This window comes from Niveispirillum lacus, from assembly GCF_002251795.1.
Lineage (GTDB): Bacteria > Pseudomonadota > Alphaproteobacteria > Azospirillales > Azospirillaceae > Niveispirillum > Niveispirillum lacus.
In genome coordinates this window covers 646,716-665,007 of the sequence record NZ_NOXU01000032.1, presented here as the reverse complement: position 1 = coordinate 665,007, position 18,292 = coordinate 646,716, and the positions used below count along the sequence as shown (strand labels likewise).

Here is an 18,292-nt window from a genome sequence, read left to right as displayed (position 1 = left end):
CGGCTCCTCAAACCTTCATCGCGGCCACACGCTCAACCAGGGCCAATTGCTGCGGCAAGCAGTGACGGCGAAGGTCGTAGCGGTCGATCACAGTCTGGCGGGCGGCTTCACGCATGCCCTGATAATGCTGGGGGTTGGCCAGGACATGGGCAACGCGATCGGCCAGCCCGTCAACATCGAAGAAATCGACCAGAACGCCATTGCGCTCATGCTCGATCACCTCTTCGACAGGCGGGGTCCGACTGCCCACGATCAGGGCGCCCAAACTCATTGCCTCCAGCATCGACCAACTTAAGACGAACGGATAGCTGAGATACACATGCGCAGCGCTGAGCCGGAGAATACCGATGAAGCTGTTGTACGGCAGATTGCCCAGGAAGATCACCCGGGACATATCGACCTTGTCCTTGACCTCCTCCAGGAAGATGTCTTTCCAACTGGTACCCTTGGGGGCCGCCGCGCCATAAGAAACGCCATCGCCGCCGACCAGCAGGAACAGCGCATTGGGGCGTAGCGCCTGCAGCCGCGGCAAAGCCCGCATGAAAATATGGTAACCGCGATAGGGCTCCAGATTACGGTTGACGAAGGTGACGATCTCCATCCCGGTCTTCAAGGTCAGCTTGTTCGGCCCGACATTGGCCACCTGCGCCGATCCGGGTGCCAGCAGATCGGTATCAATGCCGTCATGGATCACCTCGATCTGGGGCTGGTACAGCGCCGGGTAGGAAGAACGCTGCCAATATGTGGGGCTGTAGGCAGCATCCATCAGTTCCAGATTCAACAGACCATTGGCGTTCTTGGCCCGGACGCGCGCCAAGTTCTGCCATTCGCTGCGCCGGAACTCCGGATCGAACCCAACATCACCGCCGGTCGGGCTGTAATAGAATTCCAGGAAATGCAGGTGCGGTACCTGGGGCCATATGTCCTTCAGAAACAGCATCTCACCCCATCCGGGATGCCCGACGATCAGGTCCGGTGTATAGTCTTCTGCCCTCATGCGCGCAGCGGCCGAGGCGCAGGAATCCGCCCTGATCAGTTTTGTCTCATAATCCCCGGCCAGCGGGTGGATATTCTGGGTTGATCCACGGGAGACGGGGTAATTGCAGACCTCAACGCCTTTCAGGGCTTGCCCGTGGATCGCCATCGCACGGACATTGTGCCCGCCGGTGCCCAGGCTTGATGCCAGATGCCGGAACTGCCCGGGAAAATTCTGATGGACGAACAGTATTTTCATCCCACAACCCCACTTGCCTGTGCCTTATGGCGACAGGCGAACAAAATCATATTTCGCAAGGAACAGCAGTGCCTGCGGCAGGATCGGTCCTGTCGCCAAATCGGCGGTCGCCGCCAGGGTGGTAACATCCGCCCCTGGCTGCTCAGACACCAGCGCCAGAACCTGTTTCAAGGCCGGCAAGGTAGGCAGGGCGGCATGGGCGTAGGTGACCATACCATTGGTGTAGATCAACTCCAGCCGTTCCGGCGACAAGCCCGTCGCCGTAACGCGTGTTGCCCCCCCCAGGAGATGGGTGGGATAATGGGCGAAGCTCCAGAACGGATCAGGTCGTAAGGGCCATTGCCGGCCGGCTGGCGGCGGGGTCCAGCCCGCCATCCCTGCCGCTGCGCGGCGTGCCGACAGATCGGTCATCAACTCCTTGTAGGACGCAATGACAACCTTCCAATCAAACACTTGCTGGCTGCGCTGCCGGCCGGCCGCGCCCATGCGCCGCCGCAGGTCCGGGTCGGCAATCAGAGAGCGGAAGGCCTGGGTGGTCGCCGCCACATCAACGCTGACAAACTGACAGCTTTTACCACAGTAAAGGTCGTAACTGTCCGTCCCGAAGGCGTGGCGGACGGCGATATCCGCTCCGAAGGGCGGTGGCAGCATCCAGGTGGGCACACGAAAACCGTCAACCCCATCGCGCACGGTCTCTTTATAGCCGTTCCAGTCGGAAACCACGCAGGGCAATCCTGTCGCCATCGCCTCCACCGGCGTCAGGCCGAACGTCTCCTGAATATTGTCGGACAGGGAACAGAAAATATCGGCGGCGTGCCAGATGCCGGTGCGAACCGCGGGTTCCCGTCCGTCCAACAGGTGGTGAACCACATCGGGGCAGATCTGGGGCACCGTACGGGCGAACGCTTCTTGAATATGCGGGCCACCGAACCATCCCGCCTCAATCAGATGCAGCCGGGCCCCTGCCGGCAACGATGGGACGGCGTCCTGAAGCGCCTGGTACATGGCCATGGGGTGCGCCTTGGCATGAAAGCTGAGGCGCCCCATGAACAGGACAACGACATCCGACTCGCCAATCGACAACCTCTCCCGCCAGCTTTGCCGAAGGTCGGGGCGTGGCGCGAACCGTTCACAATCCACCCCCAGCGGAATGACGGGCAATTGCGGCAGGGTCACCGTGGCGGATGGCGGCAGTGAAAAACGCTGCGCCAGATAGGCTGCCTGGTCCGTCAGGGTTCGGACCACCATGGTCTTGACCGCTTCGGTGGTGCAGATCAGCGCATCCCAGCTTTCCAACGGAGAAATCAGTAGATCCCCGATATTATCCAAGGCGTTGGCGGACGCGGTCGTGTGCGTCAGGCCGACAACCGAATAGGCGTTGGGCCGAACACGGCACCGCCGATGCCAAGTCTGCTGGCCAAGATTGGGGCCAGGCATCAGAACGGCACCAACCCCGGCCAGCGTTTCCGGTCGGTCGGTCTGATGGACATGGATCTTGCCGCGCCAGGATTGCGCCTGCGCTGCCTCGCCAAAAGCCTGGGCATGGCGCAAATCGCCAACCTGGCAATGCAGGTCCTCAAACCCGCCATGGCGGAACCAGCCGCGCAGGAACCCCTCCCCGGCGGCATGACGGCCCATCAACTTGGGGCTGGTTGTATCAAACCCTTCCGGATGGAAGAAGATGGCGGCATTACCAGGCAAGTCCACCTCCACGCGGGGATCAGGGGTGGACATCAATAGGGCTTGTAGGATTTTTCCTCAATGATCGCGCTGCCCAGCAACAGGTTGATGTCCTTTTTGATGCGGGCGCGCTCGTCATTCTTCATATAGACCTGCCGGGCCAGATGGATGAACCCATCATCAAAGGTTTTTTCCCGCTCACAGCGGCGCTTGCCATCCTCAATATCCCAAAGCTGGGCATTGATATCGTGCAGCGCGGCGACCAGCCCGTCGAGACCGGCGGGAAAACGGCTGCGATCGCCGACCACTTTTTCGATCTCGACCCGTTCGCGGTTGACGTTGCGAACCTTTTCCGGGTCACCGATCCGGGCTTCCTTGATCACCAGGATCGTCCATTTATCGAACACTTCGCCCCAGGCGACGGGCAACAGGGGGATATCGGTCCAGCTTTTGGACATGGATTTGCTCCGTTGGGCCAGCGCGGCCGCACCTTCAGCAGGGGCGGCCGACGGGAAAATGGGTCAGCCCCGACCAAGAGGGGCGTGGGCGACACGACTGATCTGGTTCGGTTGCGGGGACCGCGGTCAAGTGAACTGGACGCGCTTCAGCCCCTGCACCTTCATCTGATCATTCACGGCAAGCAAGATGCTGGTTTCGGATTTACCGGGTTCCAACTGCTCGATCCAGCACTGATATTTCACGGCCTGCAGCATCGTGGCAATGTCACGAATATCTTGGAAACTGGCAACCGGGCCGATCAGGATGGCGGGCTTGAGCCGTTCAATCGTCTCCAACGCAGACTCCAGCACCAGTTTCCAGGGCGCCGGCATGCTCATCACGATGCAGCTCAGCACATCAAGATCCATCGCATCGATGCTGAGGGGTTTGACCGACTTCTTCTTGTAAAGGTTACCCCAAACTGTCGGGTTGGTTTCCGACAGCACATCCTCCAACGGGAAGGAGGCCTGCTCGATCTTGCCTGGAAACGCATCATAATATTGCACCTGGATACCGGTCGCCGCGCGGTCCAGAATGTCCATGGCGATCAGTTGCCGGCGCGCGTCACGTGGTTCAAACACATGCAGGCGCCCTTCCCGCTCCATATGCTGGGCGACGGCAACCGGCAGCATGCTTTGCCCGGGCGTGACCATGATGGCCTGGCTGCGGGGACGCAGCAGCAACTTGCCGATCTCCAGCATCCGTCGTTGCGCCTGCAACCACAGCGGCGGGCTATTCTCATGCGGCAAGAGCCGACCTTGGCCCGTCTGTTTGTAGCGGGGGCGCTGGTGCGGGCCATACACCATACGTGTGCCATTATGCGGCGGCACGTTGTTGCGGGCGTTCATCTTTTCCTGCAGAATGTTCCACACTACCTGCGGGTCCAGCCGGCCCCAGGCGTCTGCGTAGACATCCTTGATTTCTGCCCATTCCTCGTCCGAATTGGTCTTGAATTTCTTATAGGCGGGCAGGGTTTCGCCATCGGGGATCAACACCCCCTGATGATGGGGATAATAAGGATAGGCATAGGGGTCGATGGATGCGAACAGTCCGACACTGGGCACACTGGCGCAATCCGCAGCATGCAGTGCAAAACTGTCGACACTGATCATACCGTCCATATGGGCAACCAACGCGCCAAATTTGGCCGCAGAATTGATTTCCTTTGAGAGATTGATCAGGCGTGGATGATCAAGTTTGATCTCACGATCGACAATGATGGTGGTATCGGGCGCCAGTTTCAGCAGCCGCTTTAGAAACTTGGCCACATGCTCGTCGGCGAAGGTCCGCAAAGGCACGCTGGCCTTGGGGTTGAAGAAAATCTTTCGCCCCTTGATGCCCTGCAGCGCCCGTGACACTTCCTGCCAGACGGGCCACTGGTGATAGAGGATGTTGCGCTTGGACACAGCCGGGACCGTGGCCGGGTCCAGCCCGCTCCACCACAGATACCAGTCGGAAATGGCCATTTCGGTGATACGCGGCAGCGCGATCAGGCCGGTAAAGTCGAAATAGGCATCGTAGCGGGCGAATTCAGTCAGGGTGGGGCCCAGCAGATATTGCTCACCCAGCCAATCATCGTGGCCGGCAATGTCAAAATTGGCCACACCAGCATTGGCGCCCAGCAGCAGATCAATGACAAAACTGTCGAGATGTTGTTTCAGGTAGCCAGCAATATGACGAAGCGCCGTCATCCCCAGAATGGTGTCGCCCAGATTGGTGCCAAAGGCGTTCACCACCGCCAGATGGAAATGTTTCTTCTCTGGATGCCGCGCCTTCAACGCCTGCAGCTGCATGGCCAGAACATCGCCTTCGTCGGGATGCCGGAACAGGCTGCTGGGCTGCACCATCCGGGATGACACCCGCCCCAGGCGCGGGGGCAAGTTCGCCCAAGAAAGCAACTGGCTTTCCTGAACATTGCTCATGAATTGCGGCATCGTGGCGGCGGATGCGTCGCCATCGCTGGTGCCGGTGGTCTCACCCGTCGTCGTGGCCGCGCTGTCGGTTTCGCCGCTTTTGGGAACGTCGATCACCTCATCCTTGGCGTGGCGGGCCTTGTAATCCGCCTCCATGGCTTTGCGCACCATGTCGCCTTCGGCGCCGATATCAATCACCAGCCGATCGATCGGCACCTCGCCCTGCAGCGTGCCGCCCAGATACCGGCGGGTGAAACGGGTGGTGTGGAGGGTGAAATCTTCCGCAACCAGAAACGCGTGCATCGCAACCTACTGACAAGGACGCCGGAAACCATCTCTCAAAAAAAATCCGCCGCCCCGGTGAGGGGGCGGCGGAGGTACTCACTTCCTCTTATGTCGTTCTTGCGAACAAACCTTAGAGGACAAAGTTACCGGCAACGAGCGTAGAGAATGTGTCGGTACCAGCCAAGTTAACCGTACCGATCAGGCGCACTTCGCCGGCCGCGATGGCCGAAGCGTCACCAAGCAGATCCGAGTCAACTAGGTAAACATTGAACGCCGTGGAGGTGTTTGTATTAGCGACCAACACGATAAACGGATCGGTCTGGGTAGAAGTCAGATGGATCTGACCATTATTACCAGCCGTCGCGCCGACCACGAAGTTAGCGTTCGTGATGGTGGCTGCCCCGGTCATCATGATGATGCCGCTGGTACCAACCGACGTATCGGCAACAGAACCACCCAGCGTACCGATGGTCGTGTTGACACCCGTACCGGTGACGATATCGGCAAAGTTCAGCACATCGCTGGACGCACCGGCATCGAAGCCATTGAACACCAGACCAGTAATGCCACCGGTGCCGTTGAAGCCGGTGCCGAACACAACCGTGTCCGCACCGCCCGTGGCCACCAGATCGATCACGTCAGCGCCGGTGCCCCAGTTGGAGATGGTGATCGCCGTACCGGTCGCGGAACCGGTGGTGCCACCACCCAGCAGAACGATGTCGCTGCCCGTGTTGGACAGAGTCAGCGTATCCACGCCAGAGCCGCCGCTCACCGTCTCAACGTTGGAGACAGCCACGACATGACCACCGGACGAAGCGAAGGTCAGGGTATCGTTACCCGCGCCACCGTCAACCGTACCCGTACCACCGCTGCCCGTCAGGCTCAGGGTGTCGTCGCCGCTACCCAGGGTGAAGTTGTAGGTACCGCTGGTGCTGAGACCGGTATAGGACACCGCATCAGCACCCGTGGTGGTCGTCAGCGTAAACAGACCGCTGCCGTCCTGAACACTGATGCTGGTCGAGGTACCAGTGACCGTCACGCTTTCCGTACCGGTCGTGCCGCTGAGGGACAACGCGCCGCCAGTATCCGAAATCGTCAGAGCACCCGAGCCCAACACACCGACAGCGTCAGCACCCGTGGTACCGGAGACCGTGAAGCCACCGGCCGTATCGGTCACAAACACCGTACCGACACCGGACAGGACCAGGGTTTCAGCACCGGCTGCACCGGACACATACAGTTGACCACCCGAAGCAACCGAGCCGGTGACGGTAACGCCCGAAGCGATCACCGCCGTACCAGTACCGCCCGAAGCAACCTGCACGGTCTCAACCGCGTTGAGCGTGATCACCGAACCGGAGTTCGAACCGGAGGCGAAGACCAGCACGTCACCCGTGCCCGCCCCACCGGAGAACGTACCCGTCACACCGGTCGAGGAGACGGTCAACGTATCGGAACCCGAACCACCGACGAACAGCAAGCCGGTACCGGTGCCATTGAACGTCAGGCTGTCATCGCCAGCGCCACCGGTCACCGAGTTGTTGTTGCCCGTCGCCGTCACAGCCAGGGCGATCGCCGAAGCCGTGATGCCAGTGGTACCTGACAGGTTGATGTAGAGGTCGTTACCCTGGATCAGGCCGTTACCGTCGATGTCGACAACCAGCTGCTGAGAACCGGTTACGAACACATACTGGCCAGCGTTGGTGCCCGACGTACCGGTCAGAAGCGACAGCGATTCCGAGTAGGAAGACGCCGCACCCTTGTAGGTCGCGTCGATCGTGGCGCCACCGGTCAAGGTCAGGTCCAGACGGATGACATCGCCCGAGGAGTAATCGGTGATGACATCAACGCCCGTGCTGGTGGAGGAGCCGGAAGCGATGACGAACACGTCATTGCCCGAACCACCCGTCAGCGTATCGGCGCCAGCGCCACCCGTGATCGTGTCGTTGCCGTCACCACCGTTGATGACGTCATTACCGGCGGCAGCGTTGATGCTGTCGTTACCGGCATTACCCACGATGCTGTCAGCACCCGAACCACCGACGATCACGTCAGCAGCCGCACCACCCAGAACCGTCACAGCGCCGGTACCATTGTTGGTGAAGGTGAAGACTTCACCCGTACCATTCAGGGCCGAAGCATCAACGGAGACGGCAACACCGCTGTTGAAGCCGCTGTTCAGGGTCAGCGTCACAGCGCCGGTCGAACCCGTGCCGGTCGCGGCATCGGTAACCGTGATCTGCTCAATGCCAACCACACCAGCACCCAGGGTGCCGGCAAAGGCATCGCCGGAACCGCTGGTACCAGCGCCATTGCCAACGCTCACCGTATCGGTGCCGGAGCCACCGATCAGAGAGTCATCAGCGGTCAGGAGCGTGCCAGAACCGGTGAAGGTGAAGGTGTCGTTGCCCGCACCACCCGACAGCTGAACATTGCCCGTGTTCGACGTGGCGAGGAAGTTCAGACCACTGCTGTAGCCGGCCGCATTCACCACCACCGCAGCGCTGCCAGCGCTGAGGACGAGCGTGTTGATGCCAGCCGCCTGCGCGCGGGTGTCCAGCGTCACGGTGCCGGTGGCATCGGCCACCTGCAGACGCTCAACATTGGTCACGTTCAGGAACGCCAGATCACCAATACCGCCGGTGCCCTGGTCGATCGACAGGGTGTCGGTGCCCGAACCACCATTAACGGTGTCGTTACCGTCAAAGTTGGTCGAGAAGGTCAGGGTGTCGTTGCCGTCACCACCGTTCAGGACATCGAAGCCTGCACCGGCGACCAGAACGTCGTTACCGCCATTGCCGTTCAGCACGTCATTACCGGCGCTGCCGGTGATGGTGTCAGCGGCCGCACCACCGGTCACCGTCACGGTGCCCGAAGACTGCGAAGCGTTGAAGGTCAGGGTCTCGTCCAGGCCCGAGGTGCCGGCGTCCAGCGAGGAAGCGTCGACCGTCACAGACCGGGCGTAGCCGCTGGCCAGCGTCAGCGACACATCCTTACCAGCACCGGTCGCACCGGTACCCGTGGCGTCACCAGCGTCAATGACGTTGATCACTTCGACATGGCTGCCGGAGTGCAGCGTCACGGCGGACAGAGAGCCGCTGATGCCGGTGGACGCACCCGTCAGGTTCAGCGTATCGGTGCCGGTGCCGCCGAAGATGACCTGGCCGGTACCGGTCCCATAGGCCACGTCGGTCACATTGACCGTCAGGGCGACATTGGCACCGGTGTTGACGACGCTGTCGCCAGAACCCAGGGTCACGGTGGTGGCGCCGGTGTAGCCGGAAGCCAGGGTCAGCGTACCAGCCGTCGAAGCCAAGCTCAGATCAAAGCTGGTGAACTGGATCGGGGCATTCAGGGTGGCGTCGCCGGAGAACACCAGGTTCTCCACGTTCGTCACGCCGGTCAGCATGGCGGAGGTCACAGTGCCGCTGGCCAGAACCAGCGTATCGGTGCCTTCACCGCCGTCGATCACGTCACCCGAAGTCAGGGCGCCGGACAGAGTAAAGGTATCATTGCCAGCGCCGCCCGACAGGACGTCGTTGCCACCGGCCGACGCGTCAATCGAGTCGTTACCAGCGCCACCGAAGACGGTATCGTTGCCAGACCCGAGGATGATGTTGTCGTTACCGGAACCGCCCGTGACGTTGAACCGACCATCGAGCTCCGCACCACCGCTCAGGGTCAGCGCCTGACCGGTCGTCAATGCCGAAGCATCGATCGTCAGCGTGCCGCCAGAAGCAATGTTGGCGTTATTCGTGGTCAGGGTCAGGCCGGTCGCACCGCTGCCCGTGGCCGCGACCGTGATACGGTCGATACCGGTAATGGTGGCGGCCAAGCTCGCCACAGCGGTGGCACCCGAAGCCGTCAAAGCCAGCGTATCGCTCACCTGGCCCGTACCGGTACCGGCCGAGATCGTCACACCGGTCAGGTTATCGGAACCAGCAACCGTGGCCGACACATTCAGGGTGGCCGAACCGCTGGCGACAACGGTCACGCTGTCCGTGCCAGTACCAACGGCACCGAGAGCAACCGACAGGGTGCCGGTGTAACCCGTGGCGACCGACAGGCTGATGTTCGAGCCGCTGTCAACGACGCTGGTGATGCCGGCGGCCATGGCCGTCGCACCCAGCGTCACGGTGTTGGTACCACCCAGGTTCAGCACTTCAACCGAAGAGACGTTGCCGAAGGCGGCGTCAGCAACGGCAGAACCGGCCTGAATACGCAGCGTGTCGGTGCCCGAACCGCCGGCGATGACGTCCAACTGCGTCGCACCGCTGCCGGTCTGGACCGTGGCGTCAAAGTTGGAACCGAAGTCGAACGAGTCGTTGCCAGCACCACCGGTCACGCTAACGTTGCCGGTACCAATGCTGGTCACGGTCAGGGCGGCGGTCAGGCCAGACCCATTCACCGTAGTGACAGCGTGACCCGTGCCCAGATCCAGGCTCAGCGCCGTGGAGCCGGAGGCATTGACGGTGTTCGTGCCAGTCGTGCCGCTGGCGCCAAGACGGACAGTATTGGCCGCACCGTTCGAGGCGATGTTCAACGTTTCGATGCCGTTGACATCGAAGGTGGTCGCACCCGTGCCGGTGCCGGAACCGAAGCCGCCCAGGGTCAGCGACAGGCTGTGACCGGTACCGGAAACCACACCCGAAGCAAAACCAACCGACAGGTTGCCAACGCCCTTGGCGTCAACAGCGACGATTTTGTTCACACCGGTGAAGGCAACATTCGAACCGGAGTTAACCGAGGAGGTCACGCTCAGGGTGGTCAGGGCGCTGTCGGCCAGGGACAGGTCGAACGAGGCCGTGCCAACGCCGTTCAGCGAGCTAGCAACAGAGATCTGCTCGATGCCGATCAGGGTCGGGGTTACGGTGCCCACGCCCGTGCCGCTGCCGGCGACGGAGATGGACAGCGTATCCACACCAGCGCCGCCAACCAGGCTGTCGCCAGCGGTCAGGGTGGTGGTGGTGGCATCAACGCTGCCGGTGGTCAGGTTGAACGCACCGATGAAGGTGTCGTTGGCCGTATCACCAGAGAAGCCCGTGCCGGCATCCGCACCCGTGCTCAGGGTGATGGTCTTCGGGGTCACCGGCGCGGCAGCGTCGATGATACCGATGACGTCGGAGGTCTTGATGACGTTCAGACGCGAATCGAACAGGGTGACCTTGAAGCCTTCCAGACCTTCGGAAACGCCATCAGCCGTCGGGGTGACGGTGAAGGTCGCCGAGGTGGAGCCGGCCGGGATCGTCACGGTGCCGGTGACGGAACCGAAGTCGGTGGCCGACGCGGCGTTCAGGGCGCCATTCTTGGTGTCGCCCGTCACGTTGAACGTGTAGGTCGTGTCGGTCGTCAGCGGGATCGACAGGCTGACAGTGAAGGTCGCGGCGACGCCTTCGGTCACGGTCGAACCGCCGGCGGCGATCGTCACGGTCGGATTCGGGGCCGGAACGGTGCGGCCTTCGCCAATGCCCCAGTTCAGGTAATGGAACCAACCGGCCTTGGCGATGTCAGCCAGCCGGTAGCCGTTGATGTTGCCACCGGCATCCAGCAGCGCCTTCAGGTCGGTGTTGGCATTGATGTAGGCGACCGGGTCGAAACCAGCCTTCGTGACGCGGCCTTCGTAAATGCCGTTGGCCTTGAAGTGCTGTTCCAGAGCCAGACGATCGGTGATCCCAGCGGTGGCCAGATCCGGGTTCTGCGCGGCATAGATGTCCGCGTTGAACACGTTGGCGCTCAGGAACACGCGCTGCTCGTTCACGCCATAGGTGTTGAAGTGACGGGTGAAGTCCTGCCTCGTGACCAGACCGGCATCAACCAGGTCGGGATTATTGTCACGATAGACTTCCCAGTCGAAGAAAGCCGAAGCATTACGGCCCTCAGCAGCGCCGTAGGCCTGCCAGTGCTCAAGACCGGACTTCAGGGCGCCAGCCTTGACGGCGGCGGCGACATCCGGGTTCTGAGCCAGATAGTAGGCTTCGTTGAACACGAAAATGGAGGGACTAGCCATCTAAGATCTCCGTGGAAAGGCTTGGTCGCGCTTAACCGTTGCTGGGACCGTTATTGGAAAATGGCATGCGGCGAGCCAAAGAGCCTATTTGCAGACGGAATCCCGCCCGCAAAGGATAGGATGAAACGTTGGCATCCGCCGAGAACTTGGCGGCACACGTTGGCAAAAAGCTGACTGAAGACATTTTGCTCGGCCACACCATACCCCAAAAACGCTCCCCATACGTTATGCGTCGTTAGGTTCTTTATGCGAGGTACATTCTTGATGCAAGCGGCAAATGCACTGCGAAACCGCCAGGAATGAGGTTTTGTATAGCAACTCTTTAACATGAGGTCGCTGATAGGCCGCCACGCTTGAAGAAATTCGCGTAACCATATGAAATCACTATTAAAATTGTTAGATACTTAAACTGATGCGTTTATGCAACACCAGGGGTAGAAGTGTTGATGAACATCTCCGACGTCGGATTTATGGCAGCTTCGGATGGCTGAACCGGCCCCCATGTTAAAAAATACACCGCGACGCGGAAAAATCCGCCGATGATTCCCTGTCCCCATGGCGGGACACCGAATCCCATGGCCCAGAACCTCACATGCGGGCCAGGAAGGCAAGCGTCTGTGCCGGGGTTTCTAATCGAAATCCGTATCGCAGCGCGGTCAGGCGGCGGTGCAATGGCCCCTGCCGCCGCAGTCCGGCAAAGGCCTGCACCAGGGCACGATGATCGGCCGACAGGTGTGCCCCATAGCGATTCCCGAACTGTTCCGCCTGATGGCAAAGGGTGGTCAGCCAGTGTCGATAGGCCGTGATATTATCCTGTAACGCCGACAGCCGACCAAGCCGGGAAAGGGTATTCAGCGGATCGCTGCGCTTTGCGCCGACAACGTTGCCACCATGCTGACGGTACTCAATCAGGCAGTCGGGCATGACCTGGATCGTCCCCAGCCCAGCACAGATCAGCGCCAGCCACCAATCATGCATGATCACACCGTCGGGCAAGGTGCCGCAGGTCGTCAGGGCCGCACGGTTCACGCCCATGGCGCAACCCGTCACAACATTGTTAAGCAGCAACCGTTCCAGCCGACATCCGGCGACAACATCTAGGCCCTGGAACGCCCGGAAACTGGCATGCAGCGGCCGGCCGTCCCCGTCCACCAGGGCCAGGTCGCAGAAAGCCAGGGCCGGGCGGGACGGCCCCCCACTGCGGGCTTCGGCGGCCTGCAGAGCGTCCAAGGTAGCGGCAACCTTGGACGGCCGCCAGATATCGTCCTGATCGGCGAACAGCACATAATCTGCATCTGATGCCTGCATCAGCCGTGCGAAATTGCCGGCAGCGCTGCCCGTGGGAGCATCGGTGGGGATCAGGCTCACCCGGCCGGGGTGGCGCGCTGCCCAGGCCGCCAGAATGTCGGGTGTGGCGTCACCAGACCCATCGTCACGCACAAGAACACGAAACGCCGGCCCCTCCTGCGCCGCCAGAGAGGCCAGGAGCGCCGGCAGATAACGGGCGCCATTGTAGGTCGCCAACAGAATGTCGATGCTGGGTGCGGCCGCCATCATTCTCCCCGCCCACGTCGGCGTTGAATCAGGTCGAACAGGACCGTTCGCAAAGGGCGATCAACCGCCAGGCCGATGATGATCACGGTCATCCCGGCGGCCGTGCCCGCCGCCAGACCGGACAACAGGTCTGGTGACCAGCGCCCCACCGCCAGATGCGCCAGGATCAGCAGCAATCCAGCCGGCAGCAGTGTCCATAGCCGGCGCCAGCGCAGACCGGACAGATGAAACATCAGCAAAGCATCCACCGCCACCCGCGCTGTCCACGCTGCCGCCGCCCCTGGCAGACCGAACTGATCGATCAGCAGCCACAGAATGCCGATGAACGGGAGCAGCTCCATCAGATGAATCTTCGCTGCCAGATCGGGGCGCCCCTGCCCCTGCAGCAACGACAGGGCCACAAAGGCAAGACCGTTGATCCAGGCACCCAGCAGCAGGATATGGGCGACCGGGGTCGCCACCTGTCCGAAGGAGGGCGATATCCACAGCGCCAGGAACGGTTCCACAAGGAAAAGGGCGCCGATACAGGCAGCACCGAACAGATAGGCCAACGCCCGGATCGACCGCTCCGCCAGATCCACGGCATCCTCTTTCCCGTAGCGGGAAAGCCGTGGAAAGGCCGCTCGGGACAAGGCCGCAGCGATGATTTGCACCCGCGTCGTCAAGTTCATCGGTACCGAATAGTGCGACACGGCCGCCGGGCCCAGCTTTGACCCGATCACGAACTGGTCCAGCGAGGTCAAAATGGGACCAACAATATTGGTGACGGAAACCCACGCGCCATATTTGAAAAGCGACCGGCCCTGCCCCCGGTCATACCGGGTCAGACGGAGCCGATCAACCCGCGACAGGTGCCAGAAAACCTGCACTGTTGTCAGCAACCGGATCAGGAAGGCCGCCGGGATCACCCATTCCAGAGAGGGCGAGATAAAAACGGCGCATAAGGCCGGCACCACCTGTCCCGCCGCCGAACCGGTCATCTGCAAAAGGTTGACAGCAAGGAAACGTTCCCGCGACTCCAGCGCGCCAAAACCAACACCCGATGCCAGGGCCAGCGGCAACATGGCAGCCACCCAGGGCATGCCCTGCGCCAATTCTGTCCAAAGCGCGTCTGTCAGGTTGAACTGTGTCCGGAACAGATAGCCCCCGACGAAATAGATCAACGCCCCGCCCAGGACACCCAGCCCGAGATTGAGGTAAAGCGACGAAGAAAACACCCGCGAGCGTTCCTCGTCCGGGGCATCACGCAGCCGCGCCAGGGCATTGGCCGACGCGCGTGACAGTCCCATATCCAGAAAGCCGAAATAGCCCAGCAACAGCCAGACAATGGACAGAATGCCGTACCGCTCTTCGCCGATATGGTGGATATAAATCGGGATGGTCGCCAGGGCCACGATAACAGGTGTGGCCATGCCGATCACGGTATAGACAAAGTTCTTTTTCAGACCGGCATCGGTCACCATGGCGCACTCCCGCGGGTGCTACGGGTGCGGATCATGATCAGGCCGGCTTCCAGGCGCTGATGGTCAGTGCCTCCGACAGGCGGGAATCCTGGGCAGCTGCAGCGTCGGCTGCTGCCACCTTGGCATCCCACTCCGGCGACCAACCCGGCGTCGGACCGGGCTGATAGGGGTCTTGGCCAAGCTGCTGGGCCCGGCTTTGCCGGTAGTAAAACTCGGCCTGCGGAACCGCATCATACAGGGACACCCGTTCAAACCCCAATCCAGTCAGCAGGGTGATCAATCCGGCCGGCTCGAACAGGGTGAGGTGGCGGGGCGGCTCCAGACCGCGCCAGGCAACACCAAATTCCCGAAGGCCCAGGGCCGACAGGTTGGGTTGGGTGATCCAGAGACAGCCCCCCGGTTTCAGAAGACCGTAAAGCTCCTTCAGCGTGCCGACAGGGTCATGGAGGTGCTCCAGCACATGGCTGACGGTAATATAGTCCACACTACCAGGGGCCAGCCCTGTGCCCGGCAATGACCCCTGACGGATGTCAAGACCGGCGGCCTTGCCACGGGCGACGGCTTCCGCATCGAAATCCAGACCCATGGCCTGATATCCCAATTGCCCAGCCATACGCAGGAAATCCCCGCTTCCGCAGCCGGCATCCAACAGGATGCGTTTCTGCCCCTTTGTGGGAGGCAGGTGGCGGATCACTTGCTCCACCCGCCGCTGCCGGCCGGCGAAAAGTCCGGCCAGCAGCCAGCCGAACGGCAGGGCCCAGGGTAGTTTCGCCCCATAACGCCGGTTCAGCCAGGAATTGCGGATACCCGTGATGATCCGGGTACGGGTATCGAGCCGACCCGGTGGATCAAGCCTGAAGGCCTCACTTTCGCCATGGGTGTAATAGCGCTCATAGGCTTTGACGATGAAGGCCGCCGCCGGGCGCGGATCGAGATAGGCGGCCTTGCAGCCCCCGCAACGCCACATTGTCCAGCGTCCGGGCGCCACACGAAAGGCCATGTCGTGCAGCCCGTCCAGCAGCACAGTGCGATCCGATGACTGACAGACCGGGCAGGCGCCCAGCGTCTCCAGTTCATTCTCCGGCCAGGGGTCATCAAAAATCATCAAGAAAGCTTTCAGCATCAATTGGCGGGTCAGGTCTAACCCGTCAATCCATCAACAGGTTCCAGTCGCGCCGCAGCGCAGCGCCATCAGCCGTCCCAACCTGACCGATCAACGGCCGTCGATTGTTCAGCGTCTGGCCGCCGTCGCGGGTCAGGGGCCGCCAGAGCCACCCCAGGCTGCCACGCGTGGATTTCACATACAGATTGTCCAACGGGAAGATGAAATAAATACCCTTGTCAAAACGCCCCTCACCAAACTGTTTGGCAGAGACGTTGGTAAAGGTGGCAAAGGCACCAACCGTGATGCCGCTGTCGAAAGTACGCGACAGCTCAAAGGTTGCGCCTTCATCACCGGCCAGATAGCGACCAACCTTCACCCGTGCATCCACGCCCATCGGCTCATAATGATAATAGCCGGTCAGATGGCCAGTCACGACATCATAGGGGCGGAACTTGAACCATTGGTCGTAGTCACGCTGTTTAGCCCAGGCGACATCAAGACCGATGGCCCATTCCTGGCCGAACGGCTTGTACAGCACCTCACTGCCGACACCGCCAAACATTTCTTCCAGATACCCGCCGTAAAGCCGGGCATAGGTGTCAGTAGCGATACGCTTGGTATAATCGGCCTGCAAATAGGTCATCGCTGTCGTGCCCTGTTGCAGGTAGTTCTTGATGTCCGACCGGACACGCGGCAGCAGACTGTCAGACGGGATACGCATCTTGTCGAAATTATTCGAGACATTGATGCCCACACCGCCGGCGAGATTGAGACCCGGTGTGATGACCATGGTCCCGTTCAGCCGGACCCAGGCCTGGTAGAGGATGAACTGCTCCGGCCGTCCGAGCGTCTGGCGAAGGGCCGGACGGATGTTCCAGCCGAAGCCCGGATAATCGACATCTTCCGGATGGCTTGCCGCCGCCGCACTCACATCGGGGCGGTCGATCCGGGTGCGAAGCCACGCCTCTTCAATCGATCCACCAAATGGCGACAGGGCCCGTTCCAGATCCGTGCGATACAGGGTGGCCGACAGCATTTCCATGCCATTGTCCAGGAAGATGATCTGCATCTCCTGATACTCCGGCGGCAGGACGGCGGCCGCCGTCCTTGCAGCCCGGCCGATGGCCTTGGGCACCTGACGGTAGCGGCCATTGGTCAGGAACAACGTGACCCGCGGTGACCGGTAATCAACCGCCGTCAGGAAAAAGCCCTGCTTCTGCAGCTGACTGGTCAGTTCCTTGCGAACCTCTTCCGGTGGCGGGTGCCCGGTGACACTGGGCGTCGCTGTTGTGTCGGTCACCGGGGATGTGGTTGACCGCAGACCCGGAGGCGTCCGCAAGGCGGCCGCATCAAAGCTGGTGACCATCCAGGGCAGGTTGTACTCCACCCGGGTCACCTGGATTCGTCCAGTGAAGTCGGGGGCCAGTTCAGCCGCACGGCGGGCCAGATCATAAGCGACAGTGGTTCCATCACGCAGCGGGGTGCCCGACACGGTAATCTGAATCTCACCGGCCATACGGGTGAAATGCTGAAGCGCGATCCCATCCAACGCAGCCTGCCGGCCCAAACCGGTCCGCACATCACTTTCCGGCGGCATGGAAACGGGAGAGGGTGTCACCAACGCGGCGGCCACCGGTGCAGACGGCATCAGCGGCGGCGGCGGCGCGTCGATCTTACCCGGCCCCTTGGCCTTATGAAAATTGGTCGTGGTGGCAAAACGCAGCATCAGGCGCTCGCCCCGTTCCAGCGCGGCCCCCACCTGCAACCAATCCCACGGCTTGTAATCGAACCCGACATTGACCGGCACAGACTGTTTCAGGTCATTGTCCAGGGGTTCATTCTGGTAATCGTTGGGATCATACTCCAGTTTCAGTCGCAGGCCATCCAATGGTGTCTGCCATGAAACCCCACCGAACAATGCCACTGGTCCCCGGAAAAAATCCGTAGACAAGGCACCGCCACCACTGGTGAACCCATCAGGCCGCACCTTGAACTTGTTGGACAACAGGCCCAGTGGATTACCGAAATGGTTCTGGGTGCCCATGTTGCCCCAGCCCATGCCCAACGACACGTCAAAATCACCGAAACTCTGGTCAGCAACCAGATATTCAGACCCAAACAGGCCGGTGCCGGCGATATCGCGCAGCCCGACCGCAATGTTCGGCCAGGCCCCATCCCCCTTCACCAAGCGCAGCTTCACGTCGATGCCGCGATCCTTATAAGACTGGTTCCCGGAAAAATCCTGTGGACCATAGAAGCGGTTGGCGACGCTGGTATAGCGCAGCGTGGCTTCCAGCCAGGGAAGCCCCTGGACGGTGATGAAATAGCGCGAATAGGGCCAGACATAGCTGAACCCGGCATAGGCCTGTCCGTCTTCTGCCGCACGGGCCACCGGCGTCTGGATCAGGCCCGTCCCTCCGAAATCATTGACGGATTCCGGCGGCCGCCAGGACAGAAACGGATTGTTGCTGTCCTGTGCCTCGGCCTGGGCCGCCGCCAGCAGGGCGACGACGGCACAGGCCGGTCGGACGAAGCGGCGTTTTGTCACGATCT

9 protein-coding genes are annotated in these 18,292 nt (G+C 61.3%); all 9 read right to left on the bottom strand.

The window, feature by feature from the left end; all coding sequences use genetic code 11:
• Positions 1-7: 7 nt before the first annotated feature.
• The 9 genes from CHU95_RS21810 to CHU95_RS21770 all read right to left on the bottom strand — a co-directional run bounded on the left by CHU95_RS21810 (position 8) and on the right by CHU95_RS21770 (position 18,287).
• Positions 8-1,234 (bottom strand): glycosyltransferase family 4 protein, encoded by a 1,227-nt coding sequence (locus CHU95_RS21810; RefSeq protein ID WP_094458512.1) that lies wholly within the window; start codon positions 1,232-1,234, stop codon positions 8-10.
• 24 nt (positions 1,235-1,258) lie between these two features.
• Complete coding sequence (locus CHU95_RS21805; protein ID WP_094458510.1) at positions 1,259-2,968, bottom strand: glycosyltransferase family 4 protein; 1,710 nt, start codon at positions 2,966-2,968, stop codon at positions 1,259-1,261.
• Positions 2,968-3,372, bottom strand: a complete 405-nt coding sequence (locus CHU95_RS21800) for a hypothetical protein (protein WP_094458509.1) — start codon at positions 3,370-3,372, stop codon at positions 2,968-2,970. Before CHU95_RS21800 ends, CHU95_RS21805 begins: the two co-directional genes overlap by 1 nt.
• A 126-nt stretch (positions 3,373-3,498) precedes the next feature.
• Complete coding sequence (locus CHU95_RS21795; RefSeq protein ID WP_094458507.1) at positions 3,499-5,628, bottom strand: glycosyltransferase family 9 protein; 2,130 nt, start codon at positions 5,626-5,628, stop codon at positions 3,499-3,501.
• A gap of 112 nt (positions 5,629-5,740) precedes the next feature.
• On the bottom strand, positions 5,741-11,617 hold the full coding sequence (locus tag CHU95_RS21790) for a beta strand repeat-containing protein (RefSeq protein ID WP_094458505.1): 5,877 nt from the start codon (positions 11,615-11,617) through the stop codon (positions 5,741-5,743).
• A 588-nt stretch (positions 11,618-12,205) separates the two neighbouring features.
• Positions 12,206-13,174: a glycosyltransferase family 2 protein gene (locus CHU95_RS21785; RefSeq protein ID WP_094458504.1), complete on the bottom strand. Its 969-nt coding sequence runs from the start codon at positions 13,172-13,174 to the stop codon at positions 12,206-12,208.
• Positions 13,171-14,634 carry a flippase gene (locus tag CHU95_RS21780; protein ID WP_094458502.1) on the bottom strand — a complete coding sequence of 488 codons (1,464 nt, stop codon included), beginning with the start codon at positions 14,632-14,634 and terminating at the stop codon, positions 13,171-13,173. The genes CHU95_RS21785 and CHU95_RS21780 overlap by 4 nt, the downstream gene beginning before the upstream one ends.
• 37 nt (positions 14,635-14,671) lie before the next feature.
• A complete protein-coding gene (locus CHU95_RS21775; protein WP_165772313.1) occupies positions 14,672-15,739 on the bottom strand; it encodes a class I SAM-dependent methyltransferase in 1,068 nt (355 codons plus the stop codon).
• 43 nt (positions 15,740-15,782) lie between these two features.
• Positions 15,783-18,287 carry a YjbH domain-containing protein gene (locus CHU95_RS21770; protein ID WP_165772312.1) on the bottom strand — a complete coding sequence of 835 codons (2,505 nt, stop codon included), beginning with the start codon at positions 18,285-18,287 and terminating at the stop codon, positions 15,783-15,785.
• Positions 18,288-18,292: the final 5 nt, after the last annotated feature.

What these genes read in the sequence shown, in the direction of transcription:
- CHU95_RS21795 (WP_094458507.1), bottom strand. Translation starts at nt 5,628, where the DNA reads ATGCACGCGTTTCTGGTTGCGGAAGATTTCACCCTCCACACCACCCGT.
- CHU95_RS21780 (WP_094458502.1), bottom strand. Translation starts at nt 14,634, where the DNA reads ATGGTGACCGATGCCGGTCTGAAAAAGAACTTTGTCTATACCGTGATC.
- CHU95_RS21800 (WP_094458509.1), bottom strand. Translation starts at nt 3,372, where the DNA reads ATGTCCAAAAGCTGGACCGATATCCCCCTGTTGCCCGTCGCCTGGGGC.
- CHU95_RS21775 (WP_165772313.1), bottom strand. Translation starts at nt 15,739, where the DNA reads ATGATTTTTGATGACCCCTGGCCGGAGAATGAACTGGAGACGCTGGGC.
- CHU95_RS21785 (WP_094458504.1), bottom strand. Translation starts at nt 13,174, where the DNA reads ATGATGGCGGCCGCACCCAGCATCGACATTCTGTTGGCGACCTACAAT.
- CHU95_RS21810 (WP_094458512.1), bottom strand. Translation starts at nt 1,234, where the DNA reads ATGAAAATACTGTTCGTCCATCAGAATTTTCCCGGGCAGTTCCGGCAT.
- CHU95_RS21805 (WP_094458510.1), bottom strand. Translation starts at nt 2,968, where the DNA reads ATGTCCACCCCTGATCCCCGCGTGGAGGTGGACTTGCCTGGTAATGCC.
- CHU95_RS21790 (WP_094458505.1), bottom strand. Translation starts at nt 11,617, where the DNA reads ATGGCTAGTCCCTCCATTTTCGTGTTCAACGAAGCCTACTATCTGGCT.